This is a genomic window from Streptomyces sp. Tu 2975 (genome assembly GCF_009832925.1).
In the GTDB taxonomy this organism is placed as follows: Bacteria; Actinomycetota; Actinomycetes; order Streptomycetales; family Streptomycetaceae; genus Streptomyces.
This window is the reverse complement of sequence record NZ_CP047140.1, coordinates 7045561-7060625: the sequence shown is the minus strand read 5'-3', so window position 1 is coordinate 7060625 and position 15065 is coordinate 7045561. Positions and strand designations below refer to the sequence as shown.

Annotated in this window: 11 protein-coding genes and 3 pseudogenes; 8 read left to right on the top strand and 6 right to left on the bottom strand. The window is 70.3% G+C overall.

All coding sequences use genetic code 11. The features are described 5' to 3' along the window. Window positions 1-133: 133 nt before the first annotated feature. The 4 genes and pseudogenes from GLX30_RS31720 to GLX30_RS31705 all read left to right on the top strand — a co-directional run bounded on the left by GLX30_RS31720 (window position 134) and on the right by GLX30_RS31705 (window position 3450). A complete protein-coding gene (locus tag GLX30_RS31720) occupies window positions 134-973 on the top strand; it encodes an SDR family oxidoreductase (RefSeq protein ID WP_159694371.1) in 840 nt (279 codons plus the stop codon). Window positions 974-1015: 42 nt separating this feature from the next. Beyond that, window positions 1016-1189 (top strand): annotated as a pseudogene (locus GLX30_RS31715) (cytochrome ubiquinol oxidase subunit I); the annotation flags it as partial. Window positions 1190-1236: 47 nt separating this feature from the next. Beyond that, window positions 1237-1536, top strand: a complete 300-nt coding sequence (locus GLX30_RS31710) for a cytochrome d ubiquinol oxidase subunit II (RefSeq protein WP_244258345.1) — start codon at window positions 1237-1239, stop codon at window positions 1534-1536. A 138-nt stretch (window positions 1537-1674) separates the two neighbouring features. Continuing rightward, the gene (locus tag GLX30_RS31705) at window positions 1675-3450 is read left to right on the top strand and encodes a cation:proton antiporter (protein WP_159694370.1); all 1776 of its coding nucleotides are present in this window, start codon (window positions 1675-1677) and stop codon (window positions 3448-3450) included. Between the two features lie 44 nt (window positions 3451-3494). Here the strand turns inward: GLX30_RS31705 and GLX30_RS31700 are convergent, their stop codons facing one another. Then, complete coding sequence (locus GLX30_RS31700) at window positions 3495-5318, bottom strand: glycoside hydrolase family 15 protein (RefSeq protein WP_159694369.1); 1824 nt, start codon at window positions 5316-5318, stop codon at window positions 3495-3497. A gap of 299 nt (window positions 5319-5617) precedes the next feature. On the opposite strand from GLX30_RS31700, the gene GLX30_RS31695 reads away from it, so the two are divergent. Both GLX30_RS31695 and GLX30_RS36250 read left to right on the top strand, forming a co-directional pair. Further along, a complete protein-coding gene (locus GLX30_RS31695) occupies window positions 5618-6232 on the top strand; it encodes a DUF2254 family protein (protein ID WP_279632616.1) in 615 nt (204 codons plus the stop codon). Further along, window positions 6211-6342 (top strand): annotated as a pseudogene (locus tag GLX30_RS36250) (DUF2254 domain-containing protein); the annotation flags it as partial. The gene GLX30_RS31695 and the pseudogene GLX30_RS36250, both read left to right, overlap by 22 nt. A gap of 74 nt (window positions 6343-6416) precedes the next feature. On the opposite strand, the pseudogene GLX30_RS35610 reads toward GLX30_RS36250, so the two are convergent. Continuing rightward, window positions 6417-6524 (bottom strand): annotated as a pseudogene (locus tag GLX30_RS35610) (SHOCT domain-containing protein); the annotation flags it as partial. Window positions 6525-7084: 560 nt separating this feature from the next. Here GLX30_RS35610 and GLX30_RS31685 point away from each other — a divergent pair. After that, window positions 7085-8272, top strand: a complete 1188-nt coding sequence (locus tag GLX30_RS31685) for a type III polyketide synthase (RefSeq protein WP_159694368.1) — start codon at window positions 7085-7087, stop codon at window positions 8270-8272. 39 nt (window positions 8273-8311) lie between these two features. On the opposite strand, the gene GLX30_RS31680 is transcribed toward GLX30_RS31685, so the two are convergent. The 4 genes from GLX30_RS31680 to GLX30_RS31665 all read right to left on the bottom strand — a co-directional run bounded on the left by GLX30_RS31680 (window position 8312) and on the right by GLX30_RS31665 (window position 13906). Next, window positions 8312-10468: a SpoIIE family protein phosphatase gene (locus tag GLX30_RS31680; RefSeq protein WP_159694367.1), complete on the bottom strand. Its 2157-nt coding sequence runs from the start codon at window positions 10466-10468 to the stop codon at window positions 8312-8314. A 604-nt stretch (window positions 10469-11072) separates the two neighbouring features. Then, window positions 11073-11891 carry a sterol desaturase family protein gene (locus tag GLX30_RS31675; protein WP_208545521.1) on the bottom strand — a complete coding sequence of 273 codons (819 nt, stop codon included), beginning with the start codon at window positions 11889-11891 and terminating at the stop codon, window positions 11073-11075. 16 nt (window positions 11892-11907) lie between these two features. Further along, window positions 11908-12621, bottom strand: a complete 714-nt coding sequence (locus tag GLX30_RS31670; RefSeq protein ID WP_159694365.1) for a GntR family transcriptional regulator — start codon at window positions 12619-12621, stop codon at window positions 11908-11910. Window positions 12622-12973: 352 nt separating this feature from the next. Next, entirely contained in the window at window positions 12974-13906 is a 933-nt protein-coding gene (locus tag GLX30_RS31665) for a LysR substrate-binding domain-containing protein (protein ID WP_159694364.1), read from the bottom strand. A gap of 84 nt (window positions 13907-13990) precedes the next feature. Here GLX30_RS31665 and GLX30_RS31660 point away from each other — a divergent pair, with 84 nt between their 5' ends. Beyond that, window positions 13991-14917 (top strand): EamA family transporter, encoded by a 927-nt coding sequence (locus GLX30_RS31660; RefSeq protein ID WP_244258344.1) that lies wholly within the window; start codon window positions 13991-13993, stop codon window positions 14915-14917. The last annotated feature ends 148 nt before the right edge of the window (window positions 14918-15065 follow it).

Genomic DNA, 15065 nt, shown 5'->3' with positions numbered 1-15065 from the left:
AAGCTGCTCGACCCAACGGCCCAGTGGCCGATTCCCGGGAGATGCCAACCGCCGCATCCACTGGTTGGGTGACTCTGCTCGGCCGCGCTGCCGCCGGGCACAGCGCAGCCGCGCAGCGAGGAGGCAGGACGGCATGGATTCCACCGTGGGAGCACCGCAGGATGTGATCCCGGCGCGTTTGCTGCACGGCCAGAAGGCGCTGGTCACCGGCGCCAATTCGGGCATCGGGAAGTCCACGGCCATCAGCCTGGGCCGGGCGGGCGCCGACGTGGTCGTGAACTACGTGACGGGTCGTGAGGCCGCCGAGGAGGTGGCCGAGGAGATCGCCTCGTTCGGGGTGAGCTCGGCGGCGTACGAAGCGGACGTGTCCCAGGAGGACCAGGTCGTCGCCATGACGGACCGGATGGTCCAGGAGTTCGGGACCATCGACATCCTGGTCGCCAACGCGGGAATGCAGCGTGACGCCCGGTTCACGGACATGACGCTCGCGCAATGGCAGAAGGTCATCGACGTCAATCTCACGGGTCAGTTCCTGTGTGCCCGGGAGGCTACCAAGGAGTTCCGGCGGCGGGGCGTGGTCCCCGAGGTCTCCCGATCCGCGGGGAAGATCATCTGCATGAGTTCGGTGCACCAGCTCATCCCCTGGGCGGGTCACGTGAACTACGCGTCGTCCAAGGGCGGTGTGCAGATGATGATGCAGACCCTGGCCCAGGAGCTCGCGCCGGAGAAGATCCGCGTGAACGCGGTCGCGCCGGGGGCGATCAAGACGCCGATCAACCGCGCGGCCTGGGAGACGGCCGAGGCACGGGAGGAGCTCCTGAAGCTGATCCCGTACGACCGGATCGGTGACCCCGAGGACATCGCCCGCGCAGTGGTCGCCCTCGCCTCCGACCTCATGGACTACGTGGTGGGAACCACCCTGTACGTCGACGGTGGCATGACGCTCTTCCCGGGCTTCGCCACCGGCGGATGACCTTCTCCCGGCCACTCACGACCACGAACGACGAAGGCACGCATGCCCACCTCGCTCCACCTGTTGGCGGATGCCCCGGCCCAACTCCTGCCGGCCCGGGAACTCATGACCTTCACTCTGGCCTCCCACATCATCCTGGTGCCCCTGGGCGTGGCCTTCCCCTTCATCACCCTGGTCATGCACTACCGCGGGCTGCGCCGCAACGACGCCACGGCGGGGGAACGGAACGCGGCCGGCGGCCCCGGTGGCTCATCGATCACGCCATGGCTCCCGTCCAGGAGGTGAACAACGTCTGGCTGATCTTCGTGCTCGTCATCATGTGGACCGGCTTCCCGATCCTGTTCCAGACCGTGTTCTCCGCGATGTGGCTCCCCTCCGCGCTGGCCGTCATGGGCATGGTCCTGCGCGGCGCCGGCTTCGCGTTCCGCAAGCCCTCCCGGCGGCTCGTCGACCGGCGGCTGTACGGTGCGGTGTTCGCCGTGGCCTCGGTCGTCACGCCGTTCTTCCTCGGTGCTGCCGTCGGCGGGGTCGCCTCGGAACGGGTCGCTGGACACCCACTGTGAGCTCGAAGAGCTCACCGACTCCGAACTGCGAAGAGAAGGCGGCACCGCCGGTGAGGGTGCGGCACACGACAGCTGATCCCCTGCTCGCACCCGAGCCGGACACCCCCTCACGCCCGGACTCCGACGAAGGAAGCCGCTGTGACCGACGACGAGATCCTTCTCGGACTCGCCCTGACGGTGGTGCTCGCCACCGGCTCGCAGATCCTGGCGAACAAGCTGCGCGTCCCCGCCCTGATCATCCTGCTTCCGGTCGGGTTCGCCGCCGGCGCGACGACGGACGTCATCCACCCGGACAAACTGCTGGGGCCGGCCTTCTCGGGCCTGGTGTCGCTGTCCGTCGCGGTGATCCTCTACGACGCCGGTCTGGGACTCGACCTGCGCAAGCTCGCCCGCCGAACGCGCGGGATCGTGGGCAGGCTGCTCGTGTACGGCGTGCTGCTCACCTTCCTCGTCACCGGGGCCGTGGCACCGGCGATGTTCGACATGCCCCTGCGCGTGGCAGCGATGCTCGGCATGATCCTCGTCGTCTCGGGGCCCACGGTCGTGGGGCCGTTGCTCGACTTCGTGCGGCCGAGCGACAAGGTACGGCGCGTCCTGATGTGGGAGGGGACGCTGACCGACCCGATCGGCGCCATCCTCGGCGCGCTCACCTTCCACGCGGTGGCCTCGTCACACCAGATCGACATCGGCCGGGGGTACCAGCTGGGCCAGTTCGCCCTCAGCCTTGCCTTCGGGCTGGCCGGCGGGGCCGTGGGAACGGCGCTGCTGTGGTTCACTCTGCGCACCCTTCGGCTCGGCGAGACGCTGGGTACGCTGGCGCAACTCGCCATCGTGATCGGCGTGTCGGCGGTCTGCGACGTCGTGCGGGACGACACGGGGCTCATCGCCGCGATCGTGGCGGGACTGGCCGTCGCCAACATCCGCGGCTTCGACATGCCCGCGCGCCGGCCCTTCTTCGAGACCCTGGTCCAACTGATCATCGGACTGCTGTTCATCTCCATCTCCTCCACGGTCACCCCTGCGTCCCTGGTGCCGGTGCTCCTTCCCGCGCTCGGCCTGATCGCGATCCTCGTCCTCGTGGTCCGACCGATCGTGGCCTTCGCCGCTGCGGCGCGCACGGACCTCTCACGGAGGGAGCGCGCCTTCGTCGGGTGGATGGACCCGCGCGGCATCGTCGCGGCGGCGACGGCGTCGGCCTTCTCCGCCGGCCTGGCCGAACGGGGAGTGACGGGGGCGGCGAAGATCCTTCCGATCACCTTCCTGGTGATCGTGGGAACCGTGCTCCTCTACGCGCTGACGGCAGCGCCCGTGGCCAGACGCCTGGGCGTGGTCAAGACAGCGGGCACGCGCGTTCTTCTCGTGGGGGGCGAGCCGTGGGTGGTCGATCTGGGCAGGGCCCTGAGGTCCGCCGGCCTCGACGTGCTGATGTGGGCGGGACGCGAGGAGGCGCGAGAAAGGATCCAGGGAGCGGGCCTCGAGCTGGCACAGGGCGATCTACTGGCCACGGCCATCAACCCCGGGGCTCGTCTGGAGGGCGTGACGGCCGTCTTCCTGGCCACCGACGACGACGACTTCAATGCGCTCGGCTCGATCATGATGCGGGACAACGTGGAGGGGCCCGTATACCGGGTGGGGCCACCGCACGACAGCCACGGCGTGGTCGCTCCGTACACCGGCGGCGACATCCTCTTCGGCCGTTCCCTCGTCCGGCACACCCTCGCGGAGCGCTACGAGCGCGGCGCCCGGTTCGTGGTGCAGCCGGCTACGGCCCCGCTGCCCCAGGAGCACGACGTGCTCTTCGTGGTGCGGGGGGACCAGCGCCTGGAGCCGGTCGCAGAGACGCAGAAGATCACTCCGCAGGAAGGGGACACCGTCGTCCTCCTCGGGCCCGCAACGGACACGGCCCTGCGCTGAGGACTCGCGCGGCGGGCTCCGGGGCTCACACTCCCTTTGCCTCCCTAGAGCATGCCATCCAAGGTGATCGCCGCGTCGATCAGGGCCAAGTGCGTGAAGGCCTGGGGGAAGTTCCCCAGCTGCCGCCCCGTCAGGTCGATCTCCTCGGAGTACAGGCCGAGGTGGTTGGCATACGTGAGCATCTTCTCCAGCACCAGCCTGGCCATGTCGGTGCGTCCGGCGCGTGCGAGGGCGTCGACGTACATGAACGTGCACAGGGAGAAGGTCCCCTCGGAGCCGCGCAACCCGTCGGGGGACGCCTCGGGGTTGTAGCGGTAGACGAGGCTGTCGCTGACCAGTTCCTGGTCCATCGCTTGAAGGCTCGACTTCCACATCGGATCGTCCGGTGTGATGAAGCCGACCGTCGGCATGCGAAGCAGCGACGAGTCGAGCACGTCGTCCCCGTAGTGCTGTACGAATGCCTGCTTGTTCGGGTCCCAGCCCTTGCTGAGCACCTGTTCATAGATCGCGTCCCGCGCGTCGACCCAGCGTCCGCGCGCCGCGGGACGGCCGTCGTCGTCGGCGATCCGCAGGGCACGGTCGAAAGCCACCCAGGACATGACGCGACCGTAGGTGAAGTCCTTCCGGCCTCCGCGGGTCTCCCACAGCCCTTCGCCCGGCTGGTCCCAGTGGTCGACGAGCCAGTCGAGCAGCGTGTGGAGCGCTTTCCAGCCTCCGTGGTCGAGGTGCATCCCGTGCTGGTGCGCGAAGTAGATGCTGTCGAGGGCCTCGCCGTAGATGTCCAGTTGCAGCTGGCTCGCCGCTCCGTTGCCGATGCGGACGGGGGCGGAGCCGCAGTAGCCCTCCCAGTGCTCCAGGGTCTCCTCGACCAGGTCCGCGGAGCCGTCGACCCGGTACATGATGTTCAACGGCCCGGTACCGTTTCCGACGCCGGCCTCTTCCTTGACCCGGTCGTGCAGCCACCCGATGAAGGCGGCCGCCTCTTCCTTGAATCCCAGGCCCAGCAGGGCGTACACGGAGAACGAAGCGTCACGGATCCAGGTGAACCGGTAGTCCCAGTTGCGCTCTCCGCCCAGTTGCTCGGGCAGTCCCGCCGTGGGGGCGGCGACCAGCGCGCCGGTCGGCGCGTAGGTCATGAGCTTCAGCGTCACGGCCGAACGTTCCACCGCCTCCCGCCAGCGGCCGGAGTAGGTGGACTGCCTCAGCCAGGAACGCCAGAAGCGGACCGTCTCGTCGAAGAGCCGCTCGAACTCCTCCACGCGGACCTCGTGCGCAGGCCCTCCGGGGGACGACTCCAAGACCATGCCACGCTGCTGTCCCGCCCGCAGAGTCAGCGAGAAGCGCAGGTCTTTGTCACCCGAGAGGGCGTTCAACAGCCGCTCGTCGTGCGGCTCACGGACGGGGTGGACGGCCAGGTGCATGTCCTCCGAGGTGAACAGGGCCCCGTGCTCCGAGATGTGCAGTTCGTGCGGCTTACGGCCGTAGTCGAAGCGGGGAGCGATCTCTCCCTCGAACGTCATGCTGCCGCGGACACAGCGCAGCATGCGGACGAGACGGTGCCGGTCGGTGGCGGTCGTGCCGGTCACCGGCATGAAGTCGACGACCTCCCCCGCCCCGTCCTCGGTCATGAAGCGCGTCACGAGAACGGCGGTGTCGGGGTGGTAGAGCTGCTTGGTCGTGAACGTGTCCGCAGCCGGCCGTACGGTGAAGTGGCCGCCCTTCCGCCGGTCCAGCAGTGCGCCGAAGACGCTGGGTGAATCGAACCGCGGACAGCAGAACCAGTCGATCGTCGCATCGGTCGTGACGAGGGCCGCGGTCTGCAGATCACCGATGAGGCCGTGGTCCTCGATCAGGGGATAGTCGTCCATCGTGGACCCCTTTCAGCCCCGGTCGACCACACTCGGGGCACCGTCACGCCGCGGGCGGAGTGGACCGGGCGGCACCCGATCAGCTTAGGCCGACGGCATGCTTCCGTCCTGGCAAGGAGTCGCACAAGGTGACGGCGGTGCCGCCGGTGCGCCGGTGCGGCGGTGCGGCGGTGCGGCGGTGCGGCGGTGCGCCGGCGCGGGAACCGCCCTACCGTGAGGTGGTGGCGGTCCCGCCGAGGGAGCCCGTCGTCTCGTGGGTCTCTGGAGCACCTGACTCCTCCGGGTGAAGGGGACGGGGCATGGGTGTCATGACGTCCTGGGCCGCCGGATTCAGGTTGCGGCAATACGCCAAGGCGAGCCTGTGGATCGTGCCGATGCTCGGTCTCGTTGTCGGCGCCCTGCTCGCCGAGCTCGCCCTGGCTGCCGACAGCGCCGATTGGCCGCCGAGCGGCTGGCACTATTCCGCCACGACGGCGAGCGGCGTGCTCACCGCCGTCGTGGGCGCGATGGTGGCGCTGCTCGGGTTCGTCGTCACCATCGGCGTGCTGGTGGTGCAGCAGGCCACGGGAACCCTCTCCCCCCGGTACATGCGCCTCTGGTACCGGGACCGGTTGCAGAAGTCGGTCCTCGCGACGTTCACGGGGACGTTCGCGTTCGCCTTCTCCCTGCTGCGCAGCGTCGAAGCCGAATCGGTCCCCGATCTCGGAGTCACCCTGGCCGGCATGGCGGTGGCCGTCAGCCTCGTGCTCCTGCTGATCTACCTGAACCGGTTCACCCACAGTCTCCGACCGGTCGCGATCGCGGAGCTGGTCGAGGCCATGGGAGAGGCGGTGTTCACGAGCGGCGCCGCGGCGATCCGGGGCGCCGCTCCCCGCGGAGCCGAAGCCGTGCCGTGCCGTCCGACGGTCCGGTGACGCTCATCCGTACCGTACGGGGCGGCGCCGTCCAGGCCTTCGACGTGCGTGGTCTGGTCGCTAAAGCCGCGCGCCACGACTGCGTCTTCGTCATGACCCGGCTGATCGGAGACTTCGTAGCGCCCGGCACCGTGCTCGTCGAGGTCCACGGCGGCACGTCGAACTCGGCCTCGGAAAGCACCCCTTGCCGCGCCCGTCGACCGGCCTGGCGGCGCGAGACGCGGTTGGAGACGGCGGTGGCGGTACCGGAGACGACCGCAGTGCGGGCGACCCCGCGAAGTAGACCAGGCATGACAGGTTCCTTGTCGTCGGGCGGGCGTCGGCCGTCAGGAGGCGGATCCGGCCTCGACGGCCTCCAGTGCCGCCATGAGGTCCTCATGCGGGATTCTTCCGTTGGCCACCATCCGTGTTCCGCTGCGGCGCAGAGCCGCTGCCAGCGGCGCGGGGGGCGGGTTACGTCGATGTCGATGTCCACATCCCGGAGACCGGGCGCGCTTCCGCCTCAGGTGTTCGCCAGACCTCGGCCCAGCGACAGCGACAAGACAGCTCCCTGACTGACGGCAGGTCAGGGGAGATCCACGAAACCGCTCCGAGGGCACCCCCGTTTCAGGGATGTGTGCCGTGTCACGCATGCCAGTTCGCGTCTACGTTGTGTGCATCACAGCGCAAATGTCCTTTTAGCTCCATGCTGGTGGACGGACACGGCCTCCCGGAGTGGGACCCCTCTGCGTCCCCTTGGGCTCGGTGTTCCAAATCGGCGCATGCGCACGGCATTTGTGTCCTTCCCCGTTCCCCTCCTCTCCCTCCGCGTCACCCCCCTGTTTCCCGTTTCCCCTTGGAAGGTGCTCCATCATGGCCGCTTACCTCTGCCCTCCTGCCGTGATACACGGCGAGCACGCCGTGAAGACCAGCCAGATCGTGGCGGAGGTCAGCGACCGGCACCCGCACGCAGCGTGGGCGCCGCGGATCGACGGCATCGCGGCCAGTACGGGCATCGAGACCCGCGGGTGGATGCTGCCGCTGGAGACCACCGTCGCGCCCGGCAACGTCAGCGGCTTGCGGACCATCGGCATCGAGCCGACCCAAGAGGCGCTTGTGCGCGACGGGTTCACGCAGCAGGACGTGGACCGCGTGGTCGCCGCCCTCGAGACCGTTCCCGCGCCGCAGACCGTCCAGGAGCGCACGGCGCCGGCCTGGGAGGCCGTGCAGTCCTACGGGGAGCGTGCGGCGCGGGGGGCCCTGCAAGCAGCCGGGCTGGACGCCTCGGACGTCGACTGCCTGATCACCAGTAACTCCACCACCCCGGCGCTGCCCGGACTGGACATAGCCCTGGCCAACCGGCTTCCGCTCCGCAGCGATGTGATGTTGCTGCCGGCCACGCAGTGGGCCTGCATCGCGGGGACCCGCTCCCTGGCGCTCGCGGCGGATCTCGTGGCCGCGGACCCCGATCGGGTGGTCCTGATCGTCATCGCGGAGGCGCTGAGCACGACCTACCAGCCCGCGGACGACACCCTTGAGTCTCTGATCGTCCGGTTGCTGTTCGCCGACACGGCGGTCGCCGCGGTGGTCACGGGCCGCCCGAGGCCCGAGTCGGTGCTGCGGCTGGACGCCGCCTGGCACCACACCCTGCCCGGCACCCAGGACCTGCACCGCCTGGAGACACGGGCGGACGGCACCCACTTCGTGATGGACCGGCGCGGACCGCGCGCCGTACAGGAGACCGTCACGGCAATGTGGGACTGGCTGCACGCCCGCTACCAGGACGACCCCGACTCCTGGCACCCCGACGTGCTGCTCGCCCACCCCGGGGGGACCCGGGTGCTGGAGTACATGGAGCAGACGATGCCCGACGCGTGGCCCTCGGGGCTGCTGGACTACAGCCGGGAAAGCTACACCAGCGGCAACCGCGGAGGCGCGGCCGTGTTCGACATCCTGCGGCGGGCACATGACGCCGGGCAGCAGAAGCCCGGCAATCGCGCCGTACTGTACGCGGCGGCACCCGGGCTCACCGCCACCGCCTTGGAAGGGCAGTGGCTGTAGTACGGGGTCGCGCCACCCGCACCAGAACAAGTTGCCGCGTCACCTCGCGACTTCCGCCCAGACGACCTTCCCGGTGTCCGTCCACCGCACCCCCCACCGGGTGGTGAGCCTGTGCACGACACTCAGGCCGCGACCGCCGTCGTCGAGCAGGTCACCCCGCCTCAGGCGTGGCCTGCCGTTGCCGGTGTCGCCCACCTCGCACAGCAGGCCGTTGCCGGCCCTGATCAGCCGTACCGTGATGGGACCGGCAGCGAAGCGGACCGCGTTCGTGACCAGTTCGCTGACCAGCAACACCATCTTGTCCCGGGTGTCGTCCCTGGTGCGCCACTGCCTCAGCAGCGCGAAGACCTGCGCTCGGGCGCGAGCGGGAGTGTCGTACCGGGCGGGCAGCCGCAGGGTCGCCGTGTCCCCCTTGCGGTAGCCGATCATCCGCGCGAGCAGCAGGGTCACATCATCGCGCTGGCGGGCGGGAGCCAGTACGGAGACGACGTGCCGTGCGGCCTGCTGCAGGGTGTCCCAGGGGTGCACCGTGGACACGGCGTCCGCCAGCCTGTCGATGCCCTCGTCGATCGGCAGGGCGGGATCCTCGACCAGGCCGTCGGTGTAAAGAGCGAGCATGGAGCCCGGGGGGACGACGAAGGTGTGCACGTCGAACGGTTCCCGCAGCGCGAATTCGGCGCCCAGGCCGGGGTGAGGGCGCAGCGCGAGCGGGCCCGCGTGCCCGTCCGGGGTGACCAGGACCGGGGGGAGGTGGCCTGCGCTGGACAGCACCACCTGGTGGCTGACCGGGTCGTAGAGGGCGATGCAGCAGGTCGAGCCGAGCGCGCTGTAGCCGGCCGCCAGTCCGGACTCCGCGTCGTCCAGCAGCGTCACGGTCTCGTCCAGGTGCTCCAGTACCTCGTCGGGCGCGAGCCCCGCGGACAGCAGCGCGCGGGCTTCCATACTCAGCTGGCCCATGGTTGCCGCAGCTCCCAGGCCATGCCCGACGACGTCACCGACCACCAGCGCTGTACGGCCGTCCGGCAGCGGAAAGCTGTTCACCCAGTCGCCGCCGACGCCCGCGCTGTCGGGGGTGGCGGGCTGGTAGACGCTGGCGATCTCGACGGTGTCGCCGCCGGTCCGTGGCAGGAGTCGGCGCTGCAGTGCCAGCACCTGCGTGTGCTCCCGCTGGTGCTGACGAGCCAGGTCGACGTGATGGGCGGTCCTGGCCACCAGTTCCTGCAGGTCGAACAGCTCGCTGTCACGGAAGGGGCAGTCCGCCCGCCGCCAGACCTCCGCCACGCCCAGTACGACGGGCGGCATGCCGTCCAGCACCAGTGGTATGCACGCCACACCCGCCGACCGGTCGACGGGCACGAGGGCCCGCACGACTCTAGGGCTGTCGAGTACCCGCTCGACCGCCTCCCGGTCGGGTATGACGATGGTCTGCGGAGCATCGTTCCGCAGTACCGCCTGCGCCAGGAGGCGACTCGCGTCGCTGGGGAGGTCGTCGCCCGGAGTTATGTAGCCCTCGGGCCATGCCCGGTCCGGCACCAGGGCTGCCCGCCGCAATCGGATGCGCCTCTGCACCTGCCCGGTGACTCCCTCGCCCGTCCACACGGCGAAGTCGAGGTCGACGGCGGCCACGTCTCCCCAGGCCAGCAGGGACTCCGCCAGCGACTGCGCGGTCTCACCGATGTCCAGCGAGGTGCCGATCGCGGTCTCGGCGGCGTACAGGTGCAGCCTCCTGGCCATGGCGATCACGGAGACGGTCAGGCCCTCCTCGGGCGCCGCAGCGGGCAGGATGCTCAGCGAGACCACCAGCTCCGACCCGTCGCTGCGGCGCAGGCGCTGGATCCGGGCGACGTGCGCCTCACCGGTCTCCACGACCTGCCGCAGCCGCCGTGTGACCGTCGGTACGTCCCAGGGAGGCAGGAGATCGACGAACGGCTTCCCGGCCGCGGCGTCCAGACCCGCGAACACGGGGGCGTCCAGATTGCAGCGGGTGATCATCAAATCCTGGTTCAGGTTGACCGCGCCGAGAATCTGCTCCTGCTGGCCTGCTGCCGGGTTGTCGGATACGGGTTGACGCGCAGTACGGCGGCCGTACGCGTCGGCGGGACCGGCGGCCGCTCCACCGCGCGGGATATAGCGCCCCAGAGCTTGACTGACCTGGTCGAACGCCGACGAGGACGAGGGGGAGGGTGTGGAGTCCATGCGACTCCCTCAGCAATGCCCGGCGCAGCACCGGGGCTGTACTCGGACCCGTGCGAGGGGCGCAGAGATCCCTGACCGCACACCTCATTGAACAACAAGGGGGGCCGCTTCGCCCACACCGGCGAATGGCGCGGTCGTCCCGGCAGGGCCAGGACTTCCAGGCGCGGGGGACGCTCGCCGCGCTGACCGCCCGACGTGAAGCGCAGCACACCCGGGCAGACGTGCCCGGCCGCCGCGCGTACCGCAGGGTGCAGGCCGACGTGCACGCGGGATCAGAGACCTACGCCTTTGGACGAGGGCGCTCGCCGACGCCCATCCGGCGACGCCGGAGCCGTACCGCTGATGGTGCCGGCTCCCACCGGGCCGACGTCCCGCCGGGCCAGCGGGTCCGCAGGTCCGCGGGTGACGGAATCGCCGCCCCCTACGAGGCCGTCGGCGGGCGCGCCGCGGAGGACGCTGCCGCGGATGATGTCGTACCGCGGCGGCCGCCAGCACGGGAGCGAGTAGCGGCTTGCTGAGCCACTCCAGCACCGGCCGGCCCGGCGCGACACCCGTGATGTCGACAGCGGCGAGGACGGCGAACACGGCGATCAGTGGCGGCATGTCACACCTCCGCCTTCGGCGACCAGCCGGGCGGCCCGAACAGGTACCCCGCCCTGTCCCGCCAGCGCCGCGCCCGGCGTACGTCACGCCAGGTCGCGGCGTACTCGTGGAAGGCGACGCGCACCGGGTTGTAGGTGGTGATGTTCTTCGTCAGGCCGTAGACCACCCGCTCGCCCTCCGGCTCGAAGGTGCCGCAGATCCGGTCCCAGACGATGAGGATGCCGCCGTAGTTGCGGTCCAGGTAGACGTTGTTGGAGCCGTGGTGGACACGGTGGTGGGAGGGGGTGTTGAAGACCCACTCGACGGGCCGCCACAGCGTCCCGACCCGCTCGGTGTGCAGGAAGAACTGGTAGACGAGGCTGATCGACTGCTGGAGCAGGATCATCCACGGCGGGATGCCGAGCAGCGCCAGCGGCAGCCAGAAGGGCAGCGTCGTCATCGGTGTCCAGCTCTGCCGCAGGGCGGTGGACAGGTTGAAGCGGACGCTGGAGTGGTGCACCACATGACTGGCCCACAGCACCCGCACCCGGTGATGAGCGCGGTGGAAGGCGTAGTACGCCAGGTCGTCGGCGAAGAACAGCAGCACCCACGTCCATACCGAGGACGCGGACAACTGCCAGGGCGAGAGGGTGTAGAGCGCGGCGTAGGCGACGACCGCGACCGCCTTCCACGGCAGTCCGACGACCTGGCTCCCGGCGCCCATGGACATGCTGGTCACGGTGTCGCGGACCTCGTAGCCGCTCTCCTCGTCGTCCGGGAGGAACCGGTAGGACAGCGCCTCGACCACCACCAGCAGCACGAACACCGGTATCGCGTACATGACTGCGGGTATCACGTCAGCGCCCCGCCGTCCGTCGCGTCGCGGGCACGCTGCGGGAGAGCAGCTCGCGCGCCAGACGCTCGGCGGCCTCCGGTTCGCGGGCGGCGATGTGTGCCGCGAGCCGGACGTGGGCCTCGACGTCGAGGAGTTCGGCGGTCCGCAGGTCGATGGGCACGTCGGCGACGGCGAGGGTGCCGCCCACCAGGGTGTTGAACGCCAGGAGATAGGCCAGATTGCCCGAGCCCTCGACGATCAGGCGCCACCAGGCGACGTCCGCGGCCCCCAGCTCGGTCAGGTCGGGTCCGGCCAGCGCGTACCGGCCGGCGGCCTCCACCACGTCCGCGGCGGTCCGCCGGGAGCAGCGGGCGGCGCACAGCCGGGCCGCGTCGGCGCCGATGCACGCTCGCATCTCGAGGGCATCGCGAGCGAGATCGGGCAGGGCGGGTCCGGTGCCGGCCTCCGCGATCCCCACGGCGAGGTCGAGACCGGCGGTGCGCCGCCAATCGAGGACGAGGGTTCTGCCGCCGTGGCTGACTTCGACGAGCCTGGCCTGCTGCAACCGCTTGACGGCCTCCCGGACGGCATGCCGGTTCACGCCGAACTCGGCGGCCAGATCCCGCTCGGCTGTCAGGGCCGTGCCCGCCGGCAGCGAGCCGTCCAGGATTCTGTCGCGCAGCAATGCGTAGAGCTGGTCGGAGACCGCCTCACGCCGGATGGGTGCGTGCTTCATGGCGATCAGAATCGAGCACCCCCGCCCAGTGGTCAACTGGTTGGACCAGTTCAGTTGGGCGGGTACAGGCAGCGTGGAGTCGACTGCCCAGGACCGTCGAGGTCCGAGGCCGGGCCGCGCCCGGAACTGTCCTGCTTGCATGGCGGCGTCGGGCTGCGTTCTGTGATCTCGGTGCCGGCAGCTTCCTGCTCAGCGCCCTGTGCCTGGCGCTCATCCGGCTCGTCCCTGCCGAGGCGTCCACTGACACCCTGATCGGCGCCGCCCCCTCCGCACCGGAGACGGCGCCGACAACCGGTCCCCCAGCCTTCGACGAGCGGCCTGGAACATGTCCGGTTCGGCGGCCACCCGGCCGTCAAGGCCGGCCGTAGCCGTCGGTGATGGCCTCGGCCAGGGCCGCTATGGGCGGCCATGACCACTGACCGGCACGCGCCAGCAGGGAACTGCGACGCATGCCGGCCAGCGGGTCCAACGGCCGGAACGCGACGTCCGTCCGATGCCGTTCGATTCCCGACCGGGCCAGCAGTGCCACCCCTAGCCCCGCTCCCACCAAGCTGTTGACCAGGTGCAGGCTGTCCACGCGGTGGGCGATCCGGGGAACGAAACCGGCGATCGCGCACACCCGGTGCACCAGTTCGTCGTCATCGGTGCCGCGCGAGTTGGCGATCCAGCCCGTTTCTGCGAACTCGGCGAGTTCGGACACGGCGACGGGCCGGCCGGCGGCCTGGAGGCCGGCGGGGACGGCGAGGTAGAGCGGCTGCTCCTCGAACGGGCGGGCGCTCAGCTCGGGCGGCACCGCCCGCGGCACCAGGCTGTAGTCGTACACCACACCCAGATCGATGCCCCCTGAGCGCAGCAGGGCCGCCGTGTGCTCCGGCTCGTGTTCGTGCACCTCCACGGTGACCCGTGGATACCGCTGCCTCAGGCGCGCCAGCGCGGGCAGCACCACCGGCTCGACCGCCGTGTAGAAGCTCGCCAATCGCACGCGCCCGACCGGCTCCGTTGTTCCACGCAGTTCCGCCTGGGCTTCCTCCACCGCTGCGAGGATGCCCACCGCGTGGTCGACCAGACGCTCGCCTGCGGGTGTCAACTGCACCCGGCGGCCGTCCGGGGTCAGCAGCCGCACACCGACTTCCTGTTCCAGGACGGCCAGATGTTTGGACACGGCCGATGTCCCGTAACCGGTACTCGCGGCCACCGCCGCCATGGTGCCGAGCCGGTGCAGCTCCACCAGCAGACGCAGCCGCCCCAGGTCGGGCAGGTTCTCTGTGCCGTAGTCCCCAGTCATGCACACCATCGTCCACCAACAGTGGCCGGTCGATCCACTTTCAGCCCGTGGACAGAAACATAACGTCCCCGCTCCAATGGGCCGGTGACCGCCACCGACGCATCCGCCACAACCGCCCCGACCGCCACCGTCTCCGCCCCGCCGGAAACCGGCTCCACGCCGGCCCCGCGCCGTCTGCCGGGGCCGGCCCTCGTCCTCGTCGCCATGGTCGTTCTGCACACCGGCAGCGCCCTGGCGACGGAGCTGTTCCACTCCCTCGGCCCTGCCGGGACGACCTGGCTACGGCTGACCTTCGCCGCGCTCCTCCTCATCGTGTTCACCGGCAGGGGCCTGTGGCGGACGCTGCGAGCCACCCCTCGCGGCGATCTTCTGGTCACCGGCTTGCTGGGCGTGGTCAGTGCCGGGATGATGCTGTTCTTCTCAGAAGCGGCCGCGCGTCTTCCGCTGGGCACCGCCACCGCGCTGGAATTCCTGGGGCCGCTCGCCGTCGCGGTCGTCGCGTCCCGCCGGCGCAAGGACCTGGTCTGGTTGGGGCTCGCCGCAGCCGGCGTGGTCCTCCTGACCTCGCCGTGGACCGGATCCACAAGTCTGCCCGGTGTCCTCTTCGGCCTGGGCTCGGCGGCCTGCTGGGCGTTCTACGTCATCGGCACCGCGCACGTCGGAAGCCGCTTCTCCGCCCCGCACGCGCTGGCCGTGTCCCTGGCGGTAGCCGCGGTCGTCGCCGCACCGTTCGGCGCACCGGACGCCCTGGCGGACCTCACCCTGCAGACGGCCGCCGCTGCGGCGGGTATCGCCGTGCTCATGCCGCTGGTGCCGTTCCTGTTGGAGATGAAGGCGCTCCAGCGCATCGGCAAGACCACGTACGGCACGCTCGCCGGTCTGGAACCCGCCGTCAGCCTGCTGGCCGGCATGGTCCTCATCGCGCAGACACCCGCGATCCTGCAGGTGGCCGGCACCGCATTGGTCGTCACCGCCGGTATCGGCGCGACCCGGGCCGAGTCCCGGCGCTGAGTGGGTCGCCCCGCGAAGAGCACCGCACGGCACGGCAAGAGCGACCCCACGACACCGTGCCCCACGCCGAGGCGGCGTCCTCGGCGTACGGGCGGGCTTCTCCCTCTGCACAATGGACAAACAGGACGTCCTGCCCTCGCCCCGCCTC

What these genes read in the sequence shown, in the direction of transcription:
- GLX30_RS31720 (WP_159694371.1), top strand. Translation starts at nt 134, where the DNA reads ATGGATTCCACCGTGGGAGCACCGCAGGATGTGATCCCGGCGCGTTTG.
- GLX30_RS31710 (WP_244258345.1), top strand. Translation starts at nt 1,237, where the DNA reads ATGGCTCCCGTCCAGGAGGTGAACAACGTCTGGCTGATCTTCGTGCTC.
- GLX30_RS31700 (WP_159694369.1), bottom strand. Translation starts at nt 5,318, where the DNA reads ATGGACGACTATCCCCTGATCGAGGACCACGGCCTCATCGGTGATCTG.
- GLX30_RS31695 (WP_279632616.1), top strand. Translation starts at nt 5,618, where the DNA reads ATGGGTGTCATGACGTCCTGGGCCGCCGGATTCAGGTTGCGGCAATAC.
- GLX30_RS31685 (WP_159694368.1), top strand. Translation starts at nt 7,085, where the DNA reads ATGGCCGCTTACCTCTGCCCTCCTGCCGTGATACACGGCGAGCACGCC.
- GLX30_RS31680 (WP_159694367.1), bottom strand. Translation starts at nt 10,468, where the DNA reads ATGGACTCCACACCCTCCCCCTCGTCCTCGTCGGCGTTCGACCAGGTC.
- GLX30_RS31675 (WP_208545521.1), bottom strand. Translation starts at nt 11,891, where the DNA reads ATGTACGCGATACCGGTGTTCGTGCTGCTGGTGGTGGTCGAGGCGCTG.
- GLX30_RS31670 (WP_159694365.1), bottom strand. Translation starts at nt 12,621, where the DNA reads ATGAAGCACGCACCCATCCGGCGTGAGGCGGTCTCCGACCAGCTCTAC.
- GLX30_RS31665 (WP_159694364.1), bottom strand. Translation starts at nt 13,906, where the DNA reads ATGACTGGGGACTACGGCACAGAGAACCTGCCCGACCTGGGGCGGCTG.